The organism is Actinophytocola xinjiangensis (assembly GCF_001921215.1).
GTDB classification, from domain to species: domain Bacteria; phylum Actinomycetota; class Actinomycetes; order Mycobacteriales; family Pseudonocardiaceae; genus Actinophytocola; species Actinophytocola xinjiangensis.
The window spans coordinates 206,215-226,007 of the sequence record NZ_MSIF01000005.1; the positions used below are offsets into that span (position 1 = coordinate 206,215).

The following is a 19,793-nucleotide window of genomic DNA, read 5'->3' on the forward strand; positions in this document are numbered from 1 at the left end:
GCGCCGCCAAGTGAGTAGCAGTCACGGCCTTCCCCTCAGTACTTCAGCAGGTTGGAGTCGTCGACCGAGGCCGAACGGCGGGTACGGAAGATCGCCATGATGATCGCGAGGCCGACGACGACCTCCGCCGCGGCGACGACCATCACGAAGAACGCCATGATCTGCCCGTCGAGCGAGCCGTTGATCCGCGCGAACGTGACCAGCGTCAGGTTCACCGCGTTGAGCATCAGCTCGATGCACATGAACACCACGATGGCGTTGCGCCGCACCAGAACCCCGACCGCGCCGATCGTGAACAGCAGCGCGGACAGGAGTAGGTAGACGGTCGGCGTCATGACTGGTCCCCTTCGCTGGCGGAGGGATTGAGCGCGCGGGAGTCGGCGCCCGGCGTGGTGCCGGCGACGGCCCTGCGCTCCTCCTCGAACTCGTCGACGGCGGCCGAGTCGATGAGCCGCGAGAGCGACTCGGGCGCGACCGAGCCGTCGGGCAGCAGGGCCGGGGTGGCCACCGAGCTGGCGGTGGCGAACACACCGGGGCCGGGCAGCGGCGAGGGCCGGGCGTACTCGCCGCGGAAGCGGGCCTCGACCATCTCGCGCTGGGTCTTGCGGCCCCTGGTCTGCCGGTCGACGTAGCCGAGCAGCATCGCGCCGACGGCGGCGGTGATCAGCAGTGCGGAGGTCAGCTCGAAGGCGAACAGCCAGTCGGTGAAGATCGACCGGCCGATGTTCTCCACGTTGCCAGGGCCGCCGTTGGCGTCGCTGCCCTGCAGGCCGACCGGGGTGACGTCGGACAGCGAGCGGTAGAGCGCGCCGACGAACAGGACGGCCAGGCCGATCCCGAGGATCGTGGCGGCCAGCCGCTGGCCGCGCAGCACCTCGACGACCGAGTCGGAGGAGTCACGACCGACGAGCATCAGCACGAACAGGAACAGCATCATGATCGCGCCGGTGTAGACGATGATCTGCACGAAGCCGAGGAACGGCGCCTGCTGGACCATGTACGTCACGCCGAGGCTGAGCATCGTCAGCACCAGGAACAGTGCCGAGTGCACGGCGTTCTTGGCGAAGATCATGCCCAGGGCGCCGAGCAGCGCGAGCGGGCCGAGGACCCAGAACGAGATGGCCTCGCCGGTGGACATGGTGTTCTCCACGCCCTGCGCGAGTACCAGTGCGCTGTTCACTTGACCTCCCCCTTGACCGGGTCGGGGTAGCCCCACTTCCTGGCCAGGCGCGGCGCGTCGACGTAGTAGTCCTGCTCGTCGTCACCCAGGCGCATGGGGTGCGGCGGCTGCTCCATGCCCTTGAGCAGCGGGGCGAGCAGGTCCTCCTTGGTCCAGATCAGGTCCTGCCGGTTGTCGTTGGCGATCTCGTACTCGTGGATCATCGTCAACGAGCGGGTCGGGCAGGCCTCGATGCACAGGCCGCAGCCGATGCAGCGCAGGTAGTTGATCTGGTAGTCCGCGCCGTAGCGCTCACCCGGGGAGTAGCGGGCCTCCTCGGTGTTGTCGCCGCCCTCCACGAAGATCGCGTCCGCCGGGCAGGCCCACGCGCACAGTTCGCAGCCGACGCACTTCTCCAGCCCGTCCGGGTGCCGGTTGAGCTGGTGGCGGCCGTGGTACCTGGGCGCGGCCGGCGCCCCGGCCTCCGGGTACTCCTCGGTGACGACCTTGCGGAACATCGTCGAGAAGGTGAGCCCGAAGCCCTTGAACGGATCAAACATCCCCATCGGTGGACTCCTTCTCGGAGTTGGGTTCCTCGGCGCCCGCGCCGACCCTGGCCGGCCGGCGGCGGGAGCCCCGGGCGCGCACCGCCTTGCGCTTGGGCGCGGACGGTACTTCCAGGTCCAGCGGTGGGACCGGGTAGCCGCTGCCGGTGAGCGTCACCTGGTCGGGCTCCTCGACGCTGCGGCCCCGGTCGAACACGAAGCTGATGCCGATGAGCACGAGGATGACGATGCCGCCGTAGGTGAGGATCTGGCCGGTGCTGACCTCGGAGTCGGTGCGGATCGCGCGCAGTCCGGCGATCAGCACGATCCACACCAGGTTCAGCGGGACCAGGACCTTCCAGCCGATCCGCATGAACTGGTCGTAGCGGAACCGGGGCAGCGTGGAGCGCAGCCAGATGAAGCAGAACAGCACCGCGAAGGTCTTGGCGAAGAACCAGAGGACCGGCCACCAGCCGCTGTTGAAGTAGTTGTCCCCGATCAGCGAGATCGGCCACGGGGCCATGTAGCCGCCGAGGAACAGCGTGGTGGCGAACATGGAGACGATGACCATGTTCACGTACTCGGCGAGGAAGAACAGCGCGAACTTCATCGAGCTGTACTCGGTGTGGAACCCGCCGACCAGCTCGGACTCGGCCTCGGGAAGGTCGAACGGCGCCCGGTTGGTCTCACCGACCATGGACACCATGTAGATCAGGAAGCTGAACGGCAACAGGTAGAAGAACCATCCTGTTTCCTGGGCCGCCACGATGTCCCCGGTGGACAGCGACTGCGCGTAGAGCACGACGCCGACGATCGACAGACCCATCGCGATCTCGTAGGAGATCATCTGCGCGGCCGAGCGCAGACCGCCCAGCAGCGGGTAGGGCGAGCCGGAGGACCAGCCGGCGAGCACGATGCCGTAGATCCCGAAGCCGGCGCCGGCCAGCACCAGCAGCACGCCGACCGGCAGGTCGACCAGTTGCAGGACCGTGCGCTCACCGAAGATCGACACCTCGGGCCCGAAGGGCATCACCGAGAACGACAGCATCGCCGGGATCACCACGATGACCGGGGCCAGGAAGTACACCTTCCGGTCCGCGCCCTCCGGGATGATCTGCTCCTTGAACGGGAGCTTGATCGCGTCGGCGACGGACTGGAGGTAGCCGCCGGGGCCGACCCGGTTGGGGCCGGGCCGCTGCTGGAAGCGGCCGATCAGCTTGCGCTCCCAGACGATCATGAACACGGTCAGGATGGGCCCCATCAGGAGCAGCACCACGACCTTGATCAGGATCAGCCAGAGCGGGTCATCCGCCAGGAGCTCGGCCCGCGTCATTGTTGCGCCTCCCCGGAATCGCCCGGCTCGACGGTGACCACGGACCCGTGGCCGGCGCCGAGTGTGGCGCTCACCGTCGACTCGCCGGAGTTGGCGGGCAGCCAGACGACGCCGTCCGGCAGGTCCGCGTGCTCGACCGGCAGGGTGATCGCACCGCGCTCGGTCCTGACCGTGACGAGCCCGTTGAGTCCGGCGCTGGCCGCCGTCGAGGCCGACAGGCGGGCCACGACCGCGCGAGCGGTGCCGGCCAGGTTCGGCTCGTCGGCCTGCAACGTGCCGTTGTCCAGCAGCTGGTGCCAGGTCGCGAGCAGTGCCTGGCCGTCCTCGGGCGTGGTCGCCGGCGGCACCGGGACGTCCGGCGCCAGCGAGGCCGGCCTGGTCACCGGCAGCCGGGCCAGGTCACCGGCGGCGGCGGCCGGGGTCTGGGTGAACAGGTCGACGTCCATCTCGACGCCGAGGGTGTCCAGCACCCGGCAGTCCGACAGCGACCCCGGGCTCTCGATGGTCTCGCCGAACTCGCGGCGGCGACCCTCCCAGTTGAGGAAGCTGCCGGCCTTCTCGACGACCGGGGCCACCGGGAGCACCACGTCGGCGCGCTCGGTCACCAGGCTCGTCCGCTGCTCCAGGCTGACCACGAACCCGGCCTGCTCGATCGCCTTGACGGCCAGGTCCGGGTCGGGCAGGTCGCCCGGGTCCACCCCACCGACCAGCAGGCCGGAAAGCCCACCGGCGGCGGCCGCGGCGACGATCCCGGCGGTGTCCCGGCCGGTGGCCGCCGGCAGCGCGCCGGCCTCCAGCCCCCAGGTGCGCTCCACCTCGGCGCGGGCGTTGGCGTCGACGACCATCCGGCCGCCGGGCAGCAACGTCGGCACCGCGCCGGCCTCCAGCGCGCCGCGCTCACCGGCCCGGCGCGGGATCCAGGCGATCCGCGCCCCGGTGGTCTCGGCGAGCTTGGTCAGCGCGGTGAACAGGCCGGGGATCCCGGCGGCGCGCTCGCCGACCAGGATCACCGCGCCCGGGTTGCCCAGGGCGGTGGTGACGTCGGGCGCGTGGCCGGCCAGGCCGTCCACCGCCGCCGCCTCCGCACCGGGCGGGCAGGCCAGCAGCGTGCCCACGGCCGGCTTGTCCACGCCGTTGGGCCGGATCGTCTTGTGCACCGCGGGTGTCGTCCACTGTCCGATGTGGAACACCTGGGTCCTGCCCCGGCGGGCCGCCTTGCGCAGCCGCAGGAACACGATCGGCGACTCCTCCTCGGGGTCGAGGGCGACGCAGAGCACCGCCGGCGCCGACTCGATCGCCCGGAACGTCACCCCCGTCTCCGGGGTGGTGCCCACGACCGAGGTGGTGAGGAAGTCCAGCTCCTCGGCAGAGTGCGGCCGGGCCCGGAAGTCGATGTCGTTGGTGCGCAACGCGAGCCGGGCGAACTTGGCGTAGGCGTAGGCGTCCTCGACGGTCAGCCGGCCGCCGGTCAGCACGCCGACGCCCTTGCTGTCGCGGGCCTTCGCCAGGCCCTCGGCGGCCACGCGCAGCGCGTTGGTCCACGACGTCTCGACCAGCTCACCGGTGTCGGTGTCCCGGACCAGCGGGCGGGTGATCCGCTCGCCGGAGGTCACGTACCGGAAGGCGAACCGGCCCTTGTCGCAGATCCACTCCTCGTTGACCTCGGGGTCCTCGGCGGCGAGCTTGCGCATCACCTTGCCGCGCCGCCAGTCGGTGCGCTCCGCGCAGCCCGACGAGCAGTGCTCGCACACCCCCGGGGTGGACACCAGGTCGAACGGGCGCGACCGGAACCGGTAGGCGGCGCTGGTCAGCGCGCCGACCGGGCAGATCTGGATGGTGTTGCCGGAGAAGTAGCTCTGGAACGGCGAGTCCTGCGCGATGCCGATCTGCTGCTGCGCGCCGCGCTCCAGCAGGTCGATGAACGGGTCACCGGCGATCTGGTCGGAGAAGCGGGTGCAGCGCTGGCAGAGCACGCACCGCTCGCGGTCCAGCAGCACCTGCGTGGACACCGGGATCGGCTTGGGGAAGGTCCGCTTGGCCTCGACGAACCGGGAGTCGGTCCGGCCGTGGGCCATCGCCTGGTTCTGCAGCGGGCACTCGCCGCCCTTGTCGCAGACCGGGCAGTCCAGCGGGTGGTTGATGAGCAGCAGCTCCATCACACCCTGCTGGGCCTTGTCGGCCACCGGCGAGGTCCGCTGGGTCTTCACCACCATGCCGTCGGCGACGGTCATCGTGCAGGAGGCCTGCGGCTTGGGCATCGGCCGGCCACCCATCTCGACCTCGACCAGGCACTGGCGGCAGGCGCCGGCCGGGTCGAGCAGCGGGTGGTCGCAGAACCGGGGGATGACCGTGCCGAGCCGCTCCGCGGTGCGGATCAGCAGCTCGCCCTTGGGGGCGATGACCTCGACCCCGTCGATGGTCAGCCGGACGTGCCCCTCGGGTACGGGGGCCGCCTCCGGCTTTTCTTCGATCGCTGTCATGCGTGCGCTCCCGCAAGTGCTGGCTTCGCCGCGCCGTCGCGACCGGCGTTGCGGTCGCACAGGGCGAGGAACTCGTCCCGGAAGTACTGGATGCCGCTGACGATCGGGCTCACCGCGCCGTCGCCCAGCGCGCAGAACGCCCGGCCGAGGACGTTGTCGCAGATGTCGAGCAGCGTGTCGATGTCGGACTCGGTGCCGTGCCCGTCGACCATCCGCTCCAGGATTCCCGCGAGCCAGTAGGTGCCCTCCCGGCAGGGAGTGCACTTGCCGCAGGACTCGTGCTCGTAGAACTGGGTCCACTTCATCACGGCCCACGGGACCGACACGGTCTCGTTGAACACCATGACCGCCGTCGTGCCCAGCATCGAGCCGGCCTCGGCGGCGCCCTCGAAGTCCAGCGGGACGTCCAGGTGCTCGGCGGTGAACAGCGGCGTCGACGAGCCGCCCGGCGTCCAGAACTTCAGCGGGACGCCGTCCTTCATGCCACCGGCCAGCTCCAGCAGCTCGCGCAGCGTGGTGCCCAGCGGCGCCTCGTACTGGCCTGGCTTCTCGACGTGGCCGGAGATCGAGTAGATCTTCGGGCCGGGCGAGCGCTCGGAACCCATGGCGCGGAACCAGTCCGACCCGCCGTTGACGATGAACGGCACGCTGGCGATGGTCTCGACGTTGTTCACCGTGGTCGGCGCGGCGTAGAGACCGGCGGCGGCCGGGAACGGCGGCTTGAGCCGCGGCTGGCCGCGACGGCCCTCCAGCGAGTCGAGCAGCGCGGTCTCCTCGCCGCAGATGTAGGCGCCGGCGCCGGCGTGCACCGTGATCTCCAGGTCGAACCCGGAGTCGAGGATGTTCTCGCCGAGGTAGCCGGCCTCGCGGGCCTCACGCACGGCGGCGTTGAGCCGGCGGATGCAGTGCAGCGCCTCGCCGCGCACGTAGATGAAGCACCGGTGCGCGCGCATCGCGTAGGCGGCGATCACGCAGCCCTCGATCAGCGAGTGCGGGTCGGCCATCATCAGCGGGATGTCCTTGCAGGTCCCCGGCTCGCCCTCGTCGGCGTTGATCACCAGGTAGTGCGGCTTGTCCTCGTTGGGCGGCATGAACGACCACTTCACGCCGGCCGGGAAGCCCGCGCCGCCGCGCCCGCGCAGGCCGGCGTCCTTGACCAGCGCGACGAGCTGCTCGGGGGTCCCGGTCAGTGCCCTGCGCAGCGCGGTGTAGCCCTCGAGCTGCTCGTAGGTCGCCAGGCGCCAGGAGTTCGGCGAGAGCCAGCGCTTGGTCAGCACCGGGGTCACCGGGTCGGTCGGCTGTGGTTCGGTCGTGGTCACTTCTTCTCGACCTCCGGAAGCGCCGGCGGGGTCTCCGGCATCGTCGGGGCGGTCCAGCCGTTGTCGGCCGCCAGCTGGGCGCCGCGCAGGGTCTCCACCGCCGCCGACGGGCCGTCCACGCCGGCGCGGTAGGTGGCCTCGTCCTCGGGGAAGAACCCGGCCAGCTCCAGCTCGACGTCACGCAGGCTGGTCAGCGGGGCGCCCCGGGTGGGGGCCGGCTTCTCGCCCCGGCGCAGCGCGTCCACCAGCTCCACCGCCGACTCGGGCGTCTGGTTGTCGTAGTACTCGTAGTTGACCTGGAGCACCGGGCCGAGGTCGCAGGCGGCGAGGCACTCGGCGTGCTCCAGGGTGATCGAGCCCTGCTCGCCGGGGGTGCCGGCGGTGTCCTCGTGCTTGAGCGGCGCGCCCTCCTCGCCGAGGTGCTCGGCGAGCCGGCGGTAGATCGCGTCGCCGCCGAGGACCGCGCACAGGGTGTTGGTGCACACGCTGACCAGGTGCTCGCCGCAGGGCTTGCGCTTGTACATCGTGTAGAACGTCACGACCGCGCTGACCTCGGCGTTGGACAGGCTCAGCTGCTCGGCGCAGAACTGGACGCCGGCCTGGCTGACGTGCCCCTCGACCGACTGCACGAGGTGCAGCATCGGCAGCAGCGCCGAGCGGGACTCGGGGTAGCGGCCGATGAGCTCGCCCGCCTTGGCCACGATGTCCGGCCCGAACACCGACACGTCCGGGGTGGTCATGAGTACGCCCTCCGCTGGTCTGGTGGCGGAATCTCCGCGCCCTTGTACTCCACCGGGATGCCGCCCAGCGGGTAGTCCTTGCGCTGCGGGAAGCCGTCCCAGTCGTCGGGCATGAGGATCCTGGTGAGCGCCGGGTGGCCGTCGTAGATGATGCCGAACATGTCCCAGGCCTCACGCTCCTGCCAGTCGGCGGTCGGGTAGACCGCGACGACCGACGGGCAGTGCGGGTGGCCACCGTCCTGAGCGGACCAGTCGCAGGCGACCTCGAGGCGGATGCGCCGGCGGTAGGTCATCGACGTCAGGTGGTAGACGGAGTGGATCCGCTGGGCGACGTCCTCGCCGTAGTCCACTCCGGACACCGACGTGCACATCTCGAAGCGCAGCGCCGGGTCGTCGCGCAGCAGTTGGCACAGCGCCACGAGGTGTTCCGGGCGGACGTAGTAGGTGATCTCGCCCCGGTCCACGGTGACCTGCTGGATCGCCTCGGGTGAGACGCCCTGCTCGCGCATGGAGGCGAGCACCTGGTCGGTGAACTCGTCGAACCAGCCGCCGTAGGGCCGTTCGGCGGGCGGGGCGACGTGCGCGGCCAGGCGCAGGCCGCCGAAGCCGGAGGTGTCACCGGAGCCGGAGACACCGAACATGCCCCGGCGCTGCTTGCCGGCGACCACCGGCTCGGTGGGCCGCTCCGGCTGCCGCGCGGCCTCGGGCTCGGTGCCCGGGCGCTGCTCGACCTCGCCCGGCCGTTCCGCGCTGGAGCCTTCGCCGCCCGGCTCCGGCACGGTGATCGGCTCCGTGGGGGTCGGCTCGGTGGGGGTCGGCTCGGTGGGGGTCGGCTCGCTGGGCTTGTTCTCGTCAGCCATGTCGGTCACTTCTTCGCGAACTTGATGGAGGACGCGATCATCTCGGTGCGGTCACCGCGCTCGGCCCGCAGCGCGGCGCGCCGGGCGTTGATCGGCTCGTCGGAGATCTTCGCGTGCAGCTTGAGGATGGCGTCGAGCAGCATCTCCGGGCGGGGCGGGCAGCCGGGCAGGTACATGTCGACCGGCACGACGTGGTCGACGCCCTGGACCACCGCGTAGTTGTTGAACATGCCGCCGGAGGAGGCGCACACGCCCATGGCGAGCACCCACTTGGGCTCGGCCATCTGGTCGTAGATCTGGCGCAGGACCGGGGCCATCTTGTTGGTCACCCGGCCGGCGACGATCATCAGGTCGGCCTGCCGGGGGGTCGCGGAGAACCGTTCCATGCCGAACCGCGCGAGGTCGTAGCGCGGACCACCGGTGGTCATCATCTCGATCGCGCAACAGGCCAGACCGAAGGTCGCCGGCCACAGTGAGTTCTTCCGGCCCCAGTTCACCAGCTTCTCCAAGCTGGCCAACAGGATTCCGTTGGGGAGCTTCTCCTCAAGTCCCATGTCGACTCGCCTCCCGTCAGTTCCAGTCGAGGCCGCCGCGCCGCCAGACGTAGGCGTACGCGAAGCCGAGGGTCGAGATGAACAGGACGATCTCGATCAGCCCGAAGAAGCCGAGCGCGTCGGCGGAGACCGCGAACGGGTAGAGGAAGACCATCTCGATGTCGAACAGGATGAACAGCATCGCGGTCAGGTAGTAGGCCACCGGGATGCGCCCACCGCCGGCCACCGGTTGCGGTGACGGTTCGATGCCGCACTCGTAGGCCTGGAACTTCGCGCGGTTGTAGCGCCGCGGCCCGACCAGGGGGCCGAGCAACGCGGAGAACAGCGCGAATCCGGCCGCGAGAACGAAGAGCAGCAACAGGGGGAGGTAACTCCCCAGTCCCGATGAGACGTTGTCGCCCTGTGCTACGGATGTGCCGACAGCTGCGAGTACTGACACCTTCGCCGTCCTTTCCCGCTCCTCAGTCGGGCACCCTATGGGGTGGTCATCCCGTGGCCGCTGGTTAGGCACACCTAACTTGAGCTGGCCGTAGCCTTGTGAAAATCTTCACAAGCTGTCTTGTGAAGCGCTTCACAAGATTCGGGGCATAGTGTAGGGCTCGCCGCCGACGCCCTGCCAAGCAGATCCCCCTACGCGGTGGGCAGTTCCCGCAGGCCGCGCAACGGCGAACAGGCGATCGGCACCCACACCAGCGCCAGGCCGACGGCCCCCGCCCACAACGCCGCCCGCACCCCCGCCACCTCCCCCAGCAGACCCGCCCCGCCAGCGCCAAGGGCCAGCGCCCCGGTCAGCAGGAACCGGAAGGTCGCGTTCATCCGGCCCAGCAACCGGTCGGGCGTCACCCGCTGACGAAAACTGGTGGTCAGGACGTTGTCCACGCCGACCTTCGTCACCACCGCCAACCAGCACGCGGCCACCCACCACACCGTCGCGGCCGTGACCAACGGCACGCAGAAACCCAGCGGCGCGACGGTGATCCCGGCCACCAGCAGCACCCGGCCACCGCCGAACCGGGCGGCCAGCCGGCGCGCCACCAGCGACCCGACCAGCGCGCCAACTCCCCCGCCGGCCAGCCACAGCCCCAGCACCGACGCGCCGAGCCCGAGCTCGGTCACCACCAGCACCGGCATCATCGTCACCACCAGCGCCAGCGCCAGGTTGGTCAACGCCCCGGCCAGCGCGAGCGCCCGCAACACCGGATGCCCCGCGACGAACCGCACGCCCTCGCCGACCTCGCGCCACAGCCCCGCCCGCGCCACCGCCGGGACGTCCTCGCGGTGCCGCATCCGGGTGATCAGCACGGCCGAGACCAGGTAGCTCGCCGCGTCCACGGCCACCGCCGCCGGCGCGGCCAGGGCCGCCACCAGGTAGCCGGCCACCCCCCGCCCGGCGATCGTGTTCACCCCGTCCAGGCTGACCAGCGACGCGTTGGCCGCCACCAGGTTCTCCCGGCCGACCAGGTGCGGCAGGTAGGCCTGGCTGGCGACGTCGAAGAACACCGTGCCGACGCCCGTGAGCAGAACCACGGCGTAGAGCTGGGTGATGGTCAACACGCCCGCCGCCCAGGCCACCGGCACCGAACCGAACAGCACCGCGCGAACCAGGTCGGCCACGATCAGCACGCGGCGGCGGCGCAGCCGGTCGGTCCACGCCCCGGCCGGCAGCCCGACCAGCAGGAACGCGACGGTCGCCAGCGCGCCGAGCAGGCCGACCTGCCCCGGGGTGGCGTCCAGCGAGGTGATCGCCACCAGCGGGACGGCGACGTAGCTGATCGCGGTGCCCAGCCGGCTCACGGCGGTCGCCGCGAACAGGTAACGGAAATCGGCGTTGGCGGCAAGAACGGGTATGGGAACGGACATGCCGACACGCTGTCGGCGAACGGCGGTTGCCTCGACGGATTCAACTGTGGCTGAATCCAATGGTGCTGGAACTGAAGTTCACCACCCTGGACCTCGGTTACACGCGGTTCGCGTTCTCCCCGCTGTGGGAGGTGATCGCCTCGGTCCGGGTCCTCAAGGGCGGCGGACACCCGCTGCACCAGCCGTGGGTCGACCAGGTGCGCCCGCGCCTGCTCGGCTTCGACTGGGGGCTGCTCGGCGATCTCGTACCGGTGCCGACCAGGGTCATCCCCGGGTTCGTCGCTCCCCCGCCGACGACCCCGGTGCCGGACCTGACGGTCGAGCTGGCGACGCTGCTGGCCACGCCGGTCGAGGTGGTGGCCGCCGAGCTGGAGCGGATCCCGGAGATCCGCACGCCCAGGACCGCCGGGCTGACCGACCCGCGCGGCCTGGCCCGGTTGTGCGACGTGATCGCCGAGTACTGGGCGCTGGCGCTGGAGCCGTTCTGGCCCAGGATCGTCTCCCTGCAGGAGGGCGACATCCTGCACCGGGCGCGGCGGATGGCCACCGGCGGCGCGGCGGCCCTGTTCGCCGACCTGGAACCGCAGGTCAGATGGGCCGACGACCGGCTGCGGCTGGCGCACCGGCACGTGTCGGGCCAGCGTGGGCTGCGCGGCCAGGGGCTGCTGCTGGTGCCGTCGGTGTTCGTCTGGCCGAGGATCTTCTCGATCACCGTGCCGGGCTGGCAGCCGACGCTGCGCTACCCGCCCCGGGGCATCGCGACGCTGTGGGAGACCAGGCGACCGGCCGGGTCACCGGCGCTGGCCGGGGTGCTCGGCGCGTCCCGGGCGTGGCTGCTCGCCGAGCTGGACACGCCGGCGTCGACCTCGGAGCTGGCGGTGCGCACGGGCCTGGCGGCCGGCGGGGTGTCGGCGCACCTGACGACGCTGCGCGCGGCCGGGCTGGTCTCGGCGCACCGCACCGGCCGGTACGTGCTCTACGCGAGGACCGCCGTGGGCGAGTCGCTGGTGGCGGCCAGTTCGTGAGACACGGAACGGGCGCCCGGCCGGTGGCCGGACGCCCGTTCGCGGGGTTGTTCTGGTTGCGATCGTCACTCGCTCTGCAAGTAGTACAGCAGGCGCAGGATCTCCAGGTAGAGCCAGACGAGCGTGGTCATCAGGCCGAACGCGATGTACCAGGCGAACTTCGACGGGGTGCCGGTGCGGATCATCTGGTCCGCCATGTCGAAGTCGAGCAGGAAGTTGAACGCGGCGATACCGATGAACACGATGCTGATGATGATCGCCAGCGCGCCACCGTCACGGATGCCCATGTTGACACCCAGCATCGACATGATCAGGTTGATCAGCATCAGGCCGGCGGCACCGACGGTGGCGCCGATGATCCACTTGGTCAGCTTCGGGGTGACCTTGACCGCGCCGGTCTTGTAGACCACGAGCATGGTGATGAACACCAGGGCAGTGCCCAGGATGGCCTGCAGGGCGATGCCCTCGACGAACATCTCGAACACGCCGGTGATGGCGCCGAGGAACACACCCTCGGCGGCCGAGTAGGCGAGCACGAGGGCGGCGTTCGGGGTCTTCTTGAAGATGATGACCAGCGACAGGACCAGGCCGACGATCATCCCGCCGATCATCGGCGGCCACGGGCTGATGGACTCGCTGAGCACGGCGACGGCCGTGATGATGCCGGTGATGAGGGCGAGGCCCAGGGTCATCGCGGTCTTGGTGACCACGTCGTCCACGGTCATGGGGCGGTCACCGGTGGTCGGCGGCGCCGGATAGCCCCCGTATCCCGACGTGTCCGCCTGCGGCTGGGTCTGGAAGCCCGCGTAGCCGCCGCCGAACCCGCCCTGCGGCAAGTTCCGGAACGCGGGATTACTGGTAGAACGCACCTGTTCCTCCTGGGCCTGATGGCTCCTGCACCGGATTCAACGACCAACCATGCCGGCCAGTTCCCGGTGGGTAAAACGGACTTTACTCGCCGATGCCGCATCGTTACCCGGCCCCCGGGGCCAACCCGTTCGCGGCCTGGCCAAGAGTAGACGTTTCGGGCACCGATCGGCGGTATCTCGCCCGAAATCGTGACCACGCACCCGGCCGCGCGTCCCACGATCCGGCTACTACCCTCCCCTAACCTCTACTCAGAGCGATCACAGACGGCTACACCGCCCACCCGGTGGCGGGAGGTTACGGATGAGCACGGCGACAGAGCGTGACTGGGACCCTCGCCCGCGACGCCGCTGGGAGTCGATCACGCTCGGGGTCGCGCTGCTCGTGACGTTCCTGATCCTGGTCAGCCTGGGCACCGTCGACCCCGCCGGCGAGCCCGACGACCGGCCCGACGCGCGGGGCACCGTGAGCAAGCCGTCGTGGATGCGACCGCTCGCGGAGGGTGAGAAACCACCCCAGTTCGTGCTGTTCTCCTTCGACGGCGCCGGGTCACACGCGCACTGGGAACGGATCCTGCCGCTGGCCGAGAAGTCCGGCGCCAAGGTCACCGGGTTCCTGTCCGGGATCTACCTGCTGCCCGACACCCGGCGCGGCGAGTACACCGGCCCCGGACGTGCGCCTGGCCGGGCGGCGATCAGCTTCGGCGGGTCCGACGACCAGGTCAGCGTGCGGATCGAGGACCTCAACGCGGCCACCGCCGCCGGCCACGAACTGGGGACGCACTACAACGGGCACTTCTGCGCGGGCAACGAGCCCAGCGCCGGGACGTGGACCGCCGAACAGTGGCGGTCCGAACTGGACCAGTTCTTCGGGTTCGTGCGGGACGCGGCCGGGCGAGGACTGCGCATCGCCGAGAACGAGATCCGCGGCGGGCGGGCGCCCTGCCTCGAAGGGTCGTTCCCCGCCCTCGCGCCCGCCATGGCCGCCCACGGATTGACCTACGACTCCAGCCGGACCTCCGAGGGGATCGTGTGGCCGTCACTGGAGAAGGGGATCTGGATCTTCCCGGTGCCGGAGGTGCGGGTGCCCGGACTGGACGGACAGTCGGTGGTGATGCAGGACTACAACCTGTGGTACGCGATGAACGGGGCCAGGGAGGAACCCTCCCGGGACGCCGAGTTCACTGAGATCACGTTGGACACCTACCGGGCGGCCTATCAGGCCGCCCGGAACACCAATCGGGCGCCGTTGACCGTGGGAACGCATTTCAACGACTGGTCCGGCGGGGCGTTCAGTATGGCCACCGAGCGGTTCATGGGGGAGGTTTGCGGGCGGGACGAGACCGTGTGCGCCACCTATTCGCAGGTCGTCGAGTGGATGTCGCTCCAGGATCCCGCTGTGTTGTCCCGTTTCCAGTCCATGCCCGCCGCCCAGGTCAGTTAGTTTCGCCAGGCCATGGCCGCGTTGCCAAGCCACGGCCCGGTTCGCGCTGCCTTCACGGTCGTGGTCACGGGGTTGTGGTGAGGCGGGATCTCAGCCAGGTTGTCGCCACTGTCGCCTGGCGGCGTTGGAATTCTCTTACCGTGGGAATTCCCGGAGGGTCCGGCAGGAGGCCGTAGTAGCTGAACATTCCGGCCAGGCCCGCCAGGGCGACGGTCACGGCGTCGGGGTCGGCGGTCGCCGCCAGTGGAGAGGTTCGCCAGACGTCCGCCGGTTCCGGGCCACCCTGCAGGGCCAGGCAGGGCAGCATGAACAGCAGGTCCAGCCAGGGCTGACCGGTGCCGGCGTGGGGCCAGTCGACGAAGACGACCCTGTCCGCGGTGATGAGGATGTTGTCGGCGCGCAGGTCGCCGTGGACCAGGTGGTGGCCCTGGGTGGCGTCCTCCCAGCGCTGTTCCAGGGTGGCCAGGCGGGTCAGGTTCTCCCGGGGCCAGGGTGGGAGGTGGCGGACCAGCTCCGGGGAGTCGAGCAGGAACTGCCAGCCTGCGCAGGGAGAGAGGGGCGGCAGCGACGGTGGGGCCGGGACGTGGCCGAGGGTGACCACCGCCTGGTGGACCCGCGTCCACTCCCGCTCCTGCCACGGGAGAGCGGGGTGGCTGCCGTCGACGTCGGTGAACAGCAGGGCCGTCCAGGCGTCGGGCAGGGTGGCCGACCACAGGAGTCGGGGGGCCGGGGTCGACGCGGGCAGGGTGGCGGCTGTCCGCGCCTCCCTGCGGTGCAGTGCCACCGTGTCGGCGTTGTGGGTGGCGGTGGCCGCCTTGGCGAACACCCGTTCGCCGTTGGCCAGGGTCAGGCGGGCGGCCAGGCCCGGGGAGAAACCGCCTGGTTGGGTGCGGGCCTCGACGACCTCGCCGCCGGCGGCGTCGCTGATCGCCGTCCGTACGTGTGCGGGCAGTTGGTCCCAGTGGAGCCGGTTGCCGCCCTCGCCCTGTATCACGGGCCGATTGTGAGGTGCCGTGCCATGCTGTGCACCGGGTTTTCCGACGGGAGGGGACGACGTCGTGACCACCTACCTCGTCACCGGGGCCACCGGGCTCATCGGTCGGCGCGTCGTCGGGGAGTTGCTGGCCAGGGCGGACACCGAACGGGTCTGGCTGCTGGTCAGGGAACGGTCACGGGAACGCCTGGCCGACGCCGCCCTCGCCTGGCCCAACGTCGAGTTGATCTCACCGCTGACCGGGGACGTCCGCCAGCCCAACGCCGGGGTCGACGAGGAACGGCTGACGGAGCTGACCGGGGTCGTCGACCACCTCGTCCACCTGGCCGCGCTCTACGACATCGCGGCCGACGACGACGTGAGCATCGCCGCGAACGTCGACGGGACACGGCACGTCATCGACCTCGCGGCGACCGTCGGGGCCGGGTGTCTGCACCACGTGTCGTCCGTGGCGGTCGCCGGGGACCACCGGGGGCGGTTCACCGAGGACATGTTCGACGCCGGGCAACGGCTGGTCACCGCCTACCACCGGACGAAGTTCGAGTCCGAGCGGCTGGTCCGCACCCAGACCGACGTGCCGTGGCGGGTGTACCGGCCGTCGGTCGTCGTCGGGGACTCGGTGACCGGGGAGATGGACAAGGTCGACGGGCCCTACTACTTCTTCGCCGCGTTGAGTCGGCTCGCGCGGCTGCCGGGGGTGCCGTTCGTGTTCCCCGACATCGGGGACACCAACATCGTGCCGGTCGACTACGTCGCCGCCGCCATGGCGGCGCTGATCAGCACACCGGGGCTGGACGGGCGGGCGTTCCACCTGGTCAACCCCGAACCGCAGCCGGTGCGGGCGGTGTACGACGCGTTCGCCAGGGCCGCCGGGGCGCCGGTGGCGACCGCCGAGCTCGACCGTCGGCTCACCGGGCCGCTGGTCGGGCTGGCGCGCCTGGCCGAACACGTCCCGGGCGTGACGATCGCCAGGGACGCGGTGCTCGACCGGCTCGGCATCCCGCCGATCGTGCTGTCGACGCTGACCTTCCACCCCCGGTTCGACGCCACCGGGACCCGCCTCGCGCTGGCCGGCTCCGGTGTCGCCGTGCCGCCGCTCGACGAGTACGCCGCCGTGCTGTGGCGCTACTGGCGGGAGCACCTCGACCCGTTCCGCGCCCGCCGCGACAGCCGGCGCGGGTCGCTCGACGGCCGGCGGGTGGTGATCACCGGGGCGTCGTCGGGCATCGGCCGGGCCACCGCGTTCCAGGTCGCGGCCGCCGGTGGGGTGCCGCTGCTGGTGGCGCGCCGCGCCGAGGAACTGGCGCGGGTGCGGGCGGAGATCGTCGCCGCCGGCGGGCAGGCGTTCGAGTACCCGTGCGACCTCACCGACGACGAGTCGGTGACCAAGACCGTCGAACGGATGCTGGTCGAACAGCCCGCCGTGGACATGCTGGTCAACAACGCCGGCCGGTCGATCCGACGTTCCGTCCAGCTGTCCTACGACCGGATGCACGACTACGAGCGCGCGATGGCCATCAACTACTTCGGCGCGGTGCGGATGATCCTCGCGCTGCTGCCGCACATGATCGAACGGCGGTTCGGGCACGTGGTGAACGTGTCGTCGATCGGGGTGCAGGGCATCGCGCCCCGGTTCTCCGCCTATGTCGCGTCCAAGGCCGCGCTGGACTACTTCAGCCGGATCGTCGCCGCCGAGACCCACGGGGCCGGGATCACGTTCACCACCGTGCACATGCCGCTGGTGCGCACCCCGATGATCCGCCCCACCACGCTCTACGACGCGTTCCCCGCCAGGTCGCCGGAGCAGGCCGCCGAGCTGGTGATGGCCGCGCTGCGGCGGCGACCCAAGCACGTCGGCACGCCGACCGGGCAGTTGATCTCCGCCGCGTACACCGTCGCGCCCGGGCTCGTCGACGCCATCGCCTACCAGGGTTACCGGATCTTTCCCGACTCCACGGCCGCCGGCGGTACCGGCCGGGTGAAGCTGGGAAAGGGCGATCGGCACCTCGGCGCGGCGGCCACCGCACTCGCCCGCCTCACCCGAGGCTTCCACTGGTAAACCTGTCTACTGTGGACTTTTAGGGTGAATCCGAACTGTTGCGACCGGTGGCGGGCCGAGTACGGTCACCACCATGGGCACCGTCGATGATCGTGATCCGGCCACCGCGGACGTGACCTTCGCCGTGGTGCGCCATGGCTTCGACCGGTCCGCCGTCCGCCAACACCTCACCGGCCTCGCCGCGCGCACCGACCAGGCCGAGGCCGATCGCGCCGAGGCGCGGGCCCAGACCGCCGAGCTCCAGGGCGAACTGGAGATCGCCCGGCGGGAGATCTCCGCCCTGACCGAACGCCTCGACTCCCTCGGCTCCCCTGACGGCGCCGACGCCGCACGCACCCTGGAGATCGCGAGGTCACAGGCCGCCGACGTCACCGCCCGCGCCAAGGCGGCGGCCGAGGACACCTGGTCGGCGGCCGAGCAGGCGTCGGCCGCGCTGCGCGAGCGCTACCAGACGCTGTTGGGCGAACTGGAGAGCCAGCACCGGGAACTGCGCGAGACCCACCAGTCGATCATGCACTCGGCCCACACCCAGGCCGAGGAGTTGACCACCGTCGCCCAACGCCGCCGCCGCGAACTCGACGACGAGGCCGAACGCGACCGGATCACCATCGACCGCGAGTTCACCGAGCTGATGGCGGCCAAACGGGAGTCGCTGGAGCGTGAGCTCGCGCAGCGACGGGCGGCGTGCGACAACGAGATCGCCGAGAAACTGCGGGCGGCGGACGAGGAGGCCGCGCGGCGGGTCGACGCGGTGACCGAGCAGGTCAACCGGTTGACCGGGATTCGCAACCAGCTGTCCGAGCATCTGCGGGAGACCCGGGACCTGGTGGAGCGGAGTGCGTCGATCCTGGATCCGGCTGATCGGGACGGGGGGACGGACGCCGCTGAGGAGGAGGTCCCTCCTCAGCGGGGCCAGAGGTCTCCCGCCAAGCGTTGACCGACTCCGCTAGGCCATGCCGTAGACGCGGTTCACCTGGATGGTCAGGACGATGCGGTTCTCGCGGACCATCGCGGTTCGGTAGTCGTCCCAGTCGGGGTGGGGGCCGGCGATGGCGGTGTAGAGGTCGATCAGTTCGGTGACCACGGGGTCGTCGGGGGCGGCGGCCACGGGGCTGAGGGTGGCGTCGCCCTCGGCGACCACGTAGGCGCGGAAGTCGGGGGCGGTGGCGTACAGGCTCACGCGCGGGTCGCGGCGGAGGTTGGCGGTTTTGGCCAGGCCGTCCCGGATGGAGACGCGGATGCGGCGGGTGTCCTGGTCGTAGGTGTAGCTGACGTTCGACAGCTGCGGGCGACCGTCACGCTTGAGCGCCACCACCACGCCGTGGCGGTTGTCGGCCAGTACCTTCAGTAGGCGATCTTCCATGTCGGTGATTGTCCGACATGCGGCATGGTGGAGGTCAAGCCGGCGTCACCGAAGCGCGGGCGCAGGTCGCGAGGATCAGGGAGGCCACCTGCTCCGGCTCGTCGACCATCGGGACGTGGCCGCAGCGGTGGAGCCACACGTGTCGGGCCCGGGGTAACAGCTCCGCCGCCCTGGCGGCCTGGCGGGGCCACAGGATCCGGTCGCGGGTGCCCCACGCGACCGTCACGGGGACCGTGGGTTGCGGGCTGTCATAGACGTAGTCGCGGGCCGCGTCGGCGACCTCGTCGAACGCCGGGGACGCGACCATCGACGCCAGGTCGGCCAGCATCGTCTCCTCGGACATCTTCGACGGGTGGCCGTAGAGCAGGCTGGCGCCGGCCAGTCTGGGGTACTTCCAGTGGAGCAGGCGGGTGCCGCCGGGGAGTGTGCCGCCGCGTCGAATCATCGTCAGGACGCGCAGGGCCCATGCCCGGTCGCGGGGGGTCCAGAAGCCGCCGGGGGACAGTGCCGTCGCCGACCTGACCAGGTCGCGGGAGGCCAGCTCCAGGCTCAGGACACCGCCCAGGGAGTTGCCGGCGACGTGGGGGCGGTCCAGGCCCAGTTCGGTGAAGAACTCGGCGATGGTTTCGACGGCGGCGGGCATGTCGTAGCCCCGGCCGGGGGGTAACGCGGGCGACGCTCCGAAGCCGGGCAGGTCGACGGCGATCACGTCGTGGTCGGTGGCCAGCCGGTCGAGCACGGGCTGCCACGCCTGCCAGCGGTGGCCGATGCCGTGCAGCAGCACCAGCGGCTCCCCGGTCCCCCGACGGTCGTATGCGATCTCGATGGCCATGCGTGCCGCCTCTCGTCCGGAGGCTACATGTTACCGCGATTCACACATAACTCCACGCCTGCACACCATGCGCATGGTTCCCGCTGGTCAGCGGCGCGCCCCCGAAGGTGCTTCGGGGGCGCGCCGTAAATGCCGGCTAATGGCGTCCGAAATGTCGCCACGCTGCGTATCAAATCAAGTGCGAACAGTCGCGAAGTGATCACAGACAATTAGCAGCTCTCTGTGCCCCCGACCGGATTCGAACCGGCACTCCACCCCTTTTAAGGGGGCTGCCTCTGCCAGTTGGGCTACGGGGGCAGCCGCAGCCTAGAGCGCGATCACCTGGCCACGAACGGGTTTTCGCGAACTTGGGTCCGCTGG

The 19,793-nt window shown here is 70.7% G+C and carries 19 protein-coding genes and 1 tRNA gene; 4 read left to right on the forward strand and 16 right to left on the reverse strand.

Going from position 1 to position 19,793, the window contains the following annotated elements:
* Positions 1–35: 35 nt before the first annotated feature.
* The 11 genes from nuoK to BLA60_RS13610 all read right to left on the reverse strand — a co-directional run bounded on the left by nuoK (position 36) and on the right by BLA60_RS13610 (position 10,850).
* Positions 36–335, reverse strand: a complete 300-nt coding sequence (gene nuoK, locus BLA60_RS13560) for an NADH-quinone oxidoreductase subunit NuoK (protein ID WP_075133197.1) — start codon at positions 333–335, stop codon at positions 36–38.
* Entirely contained in the window at positions 332–1,180 is an 849-nt protein-coding gene (locus BLA60_RS13565) for an NADH-quinone oxidoreductase subunit J (protein ID WP_281257438.1), read from the reverse strand. The genes nuoK and BLA60_RS13565 overlap by 4 nt, the downstream gene beginning before the upstream one ends.
* Complete coding sequence (gene nuoI, locus BLA60_RS13570; RefSeq protein ID WP_075133198.1) at positions 1,177–1,725, reverse strand: NADH-quinone oxidoreductase subunit NuoI; 549 nt, start codon at positions 1,723–1,725, stop codon at positions 1,177–1,179. The genes BLA60_RS13565 and nuoI overlap by 4 nt, the downstream gene beginning before the upstream one ends.
* Positions 1,712–3,037 (reverse strand): NADH-quinone oxidoreductase subunit NuoH, encoded by a 1,326-nt coding sequence (nuoH, locus tag BLA60_RS13575; protein WP_075133199.1) that lies wholly within the window; start codon positions 3,035–3,037, stop codon positions 1,712–1,714. Before nuoH ends, nuoI begins: the two co-directional genes overlap by 14 nt.
* Positions 3,034–5,517, reverse strand: a complete 2,484-nt coding sequence (locus BLA60_RS13580) for an NADH-quinone oxidoreductase subunit G (RefSeq protein WP_075133200.1) — start codon at positions 5,515–5,517, stop codon at positions 3,034–3,036. The genes nuoH and BLA60_RS13580 overlap by 4 nt, the downstream gene beginning before the upstream one ends.
* Complete coding sequence (gene nuoF, locus BLA60_RS13585; RefSeq protein WP_245811966.1) at positions 5,514–6,836, reverse strand: NADH-quinone oxidoreductase subunit NuoF; 1,323 nt, start codon at positions 6,834–6,836, stop codon at positions 5,514–5,516. The genes BLA60_RS13580 and nuoF overlap by 4 nt, the downstream gene beginning before the upstream one ends.
* Complete coding sequence (gene nuoE, locus BLA60_RS13590) at positions 6,833–7,576, reverse strand: NADH-quinone oxidoreductase subunit NuoE (RefSeq protein WP_075133201.1); 744 nt, start codon at positions 7,574–7,576, stop codon at positions 6,833–6,835. The genes nuoF and nuoE overlap by 4 nt, the downstream gene beginning before the upstream one ends.
* Positions 7,573–8,436 (reverse strand): NADH-quinone oxidoreductase subunit C, encoded by an 864-nt coding sequence (locus BLA60_RS13595; protein ID WP_084734926.1) that lies wholly within the window; start codon positions 8,434–8,436, stop codon positions 7,573–7,575. The genes nuoE and BLA60_RS13595 overlap by 4 nt, the downstream gene beginning before the upstream one ends.
* Before the next feature lie 5 nt (positions 8,437–8,441).
* Positions 8,442–8,990: a NuoB/complex I 20 kDa subunit family protein gene (locus BLA60_RS13600; protein ID WP_075133202.1), complete on the reverse strand. Its 549-nt coding sequence runs from the start codon at positions 8,988–8,990 to the stop codon at positions 8,442–8,444.
* A 16-nt stretch (positions 8,991–9,006) separates the two neighbouring features.
* Positions 9,007–9,429: an NADH-quinone oxidoreductase subunit A gene (locus BLA60_RS13605; protein ID WP_084734895.1), complete on the reverse strand. Its 423-nt coding sequence runs from the start codon at positions 9,427–9,429 to the stop codon at positions 9,007–9,009.
* 191 nt (positions 9,430–9,620) lie between these two features.
* Positions 9,621–10,850, reverse strand: a complete 1,230-nt coding sequence (locus BLA60_RS13610) for an MFS transporter (RefSeq protein WP_075133203.1) — start codon at positions 10,848–10,850, stop codon at positions 9,621–9,623.
* 59 nt (positions 10,851–10,909) lie between these two features.
* Here BLA60_RS13610 and BLA60_RS13615 point away from each other — a divergent pair, with 59 nt between their 5' ends.
* On the forward strand, positions 10,910–11,875 hold the full coding sequence (locus BLA60_RS13615; RefSeq protein ID WP_154814328.1) for an ArsR/SmtB family transcription factor: 966 nt from the start codon (positions 10,910–10,912) through the stop codon (positions 11,873–11,875).
* 65 nt (positions 11,876–11,940) lie between these two features.
* Here BLA60_RS13615 and BLA60_RS13620 read toward each other — a convergent pair whose 3' ends face one another.
* Positions 11,941–12,744, reverse strand: a complete 804-nt coding sequence (locus tag BLA60_RS13620; protein WP_075133204.1) for a Bax inhibitor-1/YccA family protein — start codon at positions 12,742–12,744, stop codon at positions 11,941–11,943.
* A 301-nt stretch (positions 12,745–13,045) separates the two neighbouring features.
* Here BLA60_RS13620 and BLA60_RS13625 point away from each other — a divergent pair, with 301 nt between their 5' ends.
* The gene (locus BLA60_RS13625) at positions 13,046–14,185 is read left to right on the forward strand and encodes a polysaccharide deacetylase family protein (protein ID WP_075133205.1); all 1,140 of its coding nucleotides are present in this window, start codon (positions 13,046–13,048) and stop codon (positions 14,183–14,185) included.
* A gap of 64 nt (positions 14,186–14,249) precedes the next feature.
* Here BLA60_RS13625 and BLA60_RS13630 read toward each other — a convergent pair whose 3' ends face one another.
* Complete coding sequence (locus tag BLA60_RS13630; RefSeq protein WP_075133206.1) at positions 14,250–15,179, reverse strand: phosphotransferase; 930 nt, start codon at positions 15,177–15,179, stop codon at positions 14,250–14,252.
* 64 nt (positions 15,180–15,243) lie between these two features.
* Here BLA60_RS13630 and BLA60_RS13635 point away from each other — a divergent pair, with 64 nt between their 5' ends.
* Together BLA60_RS13635 and BLA60_RS13640 are read left to right on the forward strand one after the other, a co-directional pair.
* Complete coding sequence (locus tag BLA60_RS13635) at positions 15,244–17,238, forward strand: SDR family oxidoreductase (protein WP_075133207.1); 1,995 nt, start codon at positions 15,244–15,246, stop codon at positions 17,236–17,238.
* Positions 17,239–17,311: 73 nt separating this feature from the next.
* The gene (locus BLA60_RS13640) at positions 17,312–18,175 is read left to right on the forward strand and encodes a coiled-coil domain-containing protein (protein WP_075133208.1); all 864 of its coding nucleotides are present in this window, start codon (positions 17,312–17,314) and stop codon (positions 18,173–18,175) included.
* A gap of 9 nt (positions 18,176–18,184) precedes the next feature.
* Here the strand turns inward: BLA60_RS13640 and BLA60_RS13645 are convergent, their stop codons facing one another.
* From BLA60_RS13645 to BLA60_RS13655, 3 genes are all read right to left on the reverse strand, one after another.
* The gene (locus BLA60_RS13645; RefSeq protein ID WP_075133209.1) at positions 18,185–18,601 is read right to left on the reverse strand and encodes a PPOX class F420-dependent oxidoreductase; all 417 of its coding nucleotides are present in this window, start codon (positions 18,599–18,601) and stop codon (positions 18,185–18,187) included.
* Between the two features lie 34 nt (positions 18,602–18,635).
* On the reverse strand, positions 18,636–19,433 hold the full coding sequence (locus tag BLA60_RS13650) for an alpha/beta fold hydrolase (protein ID WP_075133210.1): 798 nt from the start codon (positions 19,431–19,433) through the stop codon (positions 18,636–18,638).
* Positions 19,434–19,656: 223 nt separating this feature from the next.
* Positions 19,657–19,730 (reverse strand) — tRNA-Leu (locus tag BLA60_RS13655).
* Between the last annotated feature and the right edge of the window lie 63 nt (positions 19,731–19,793).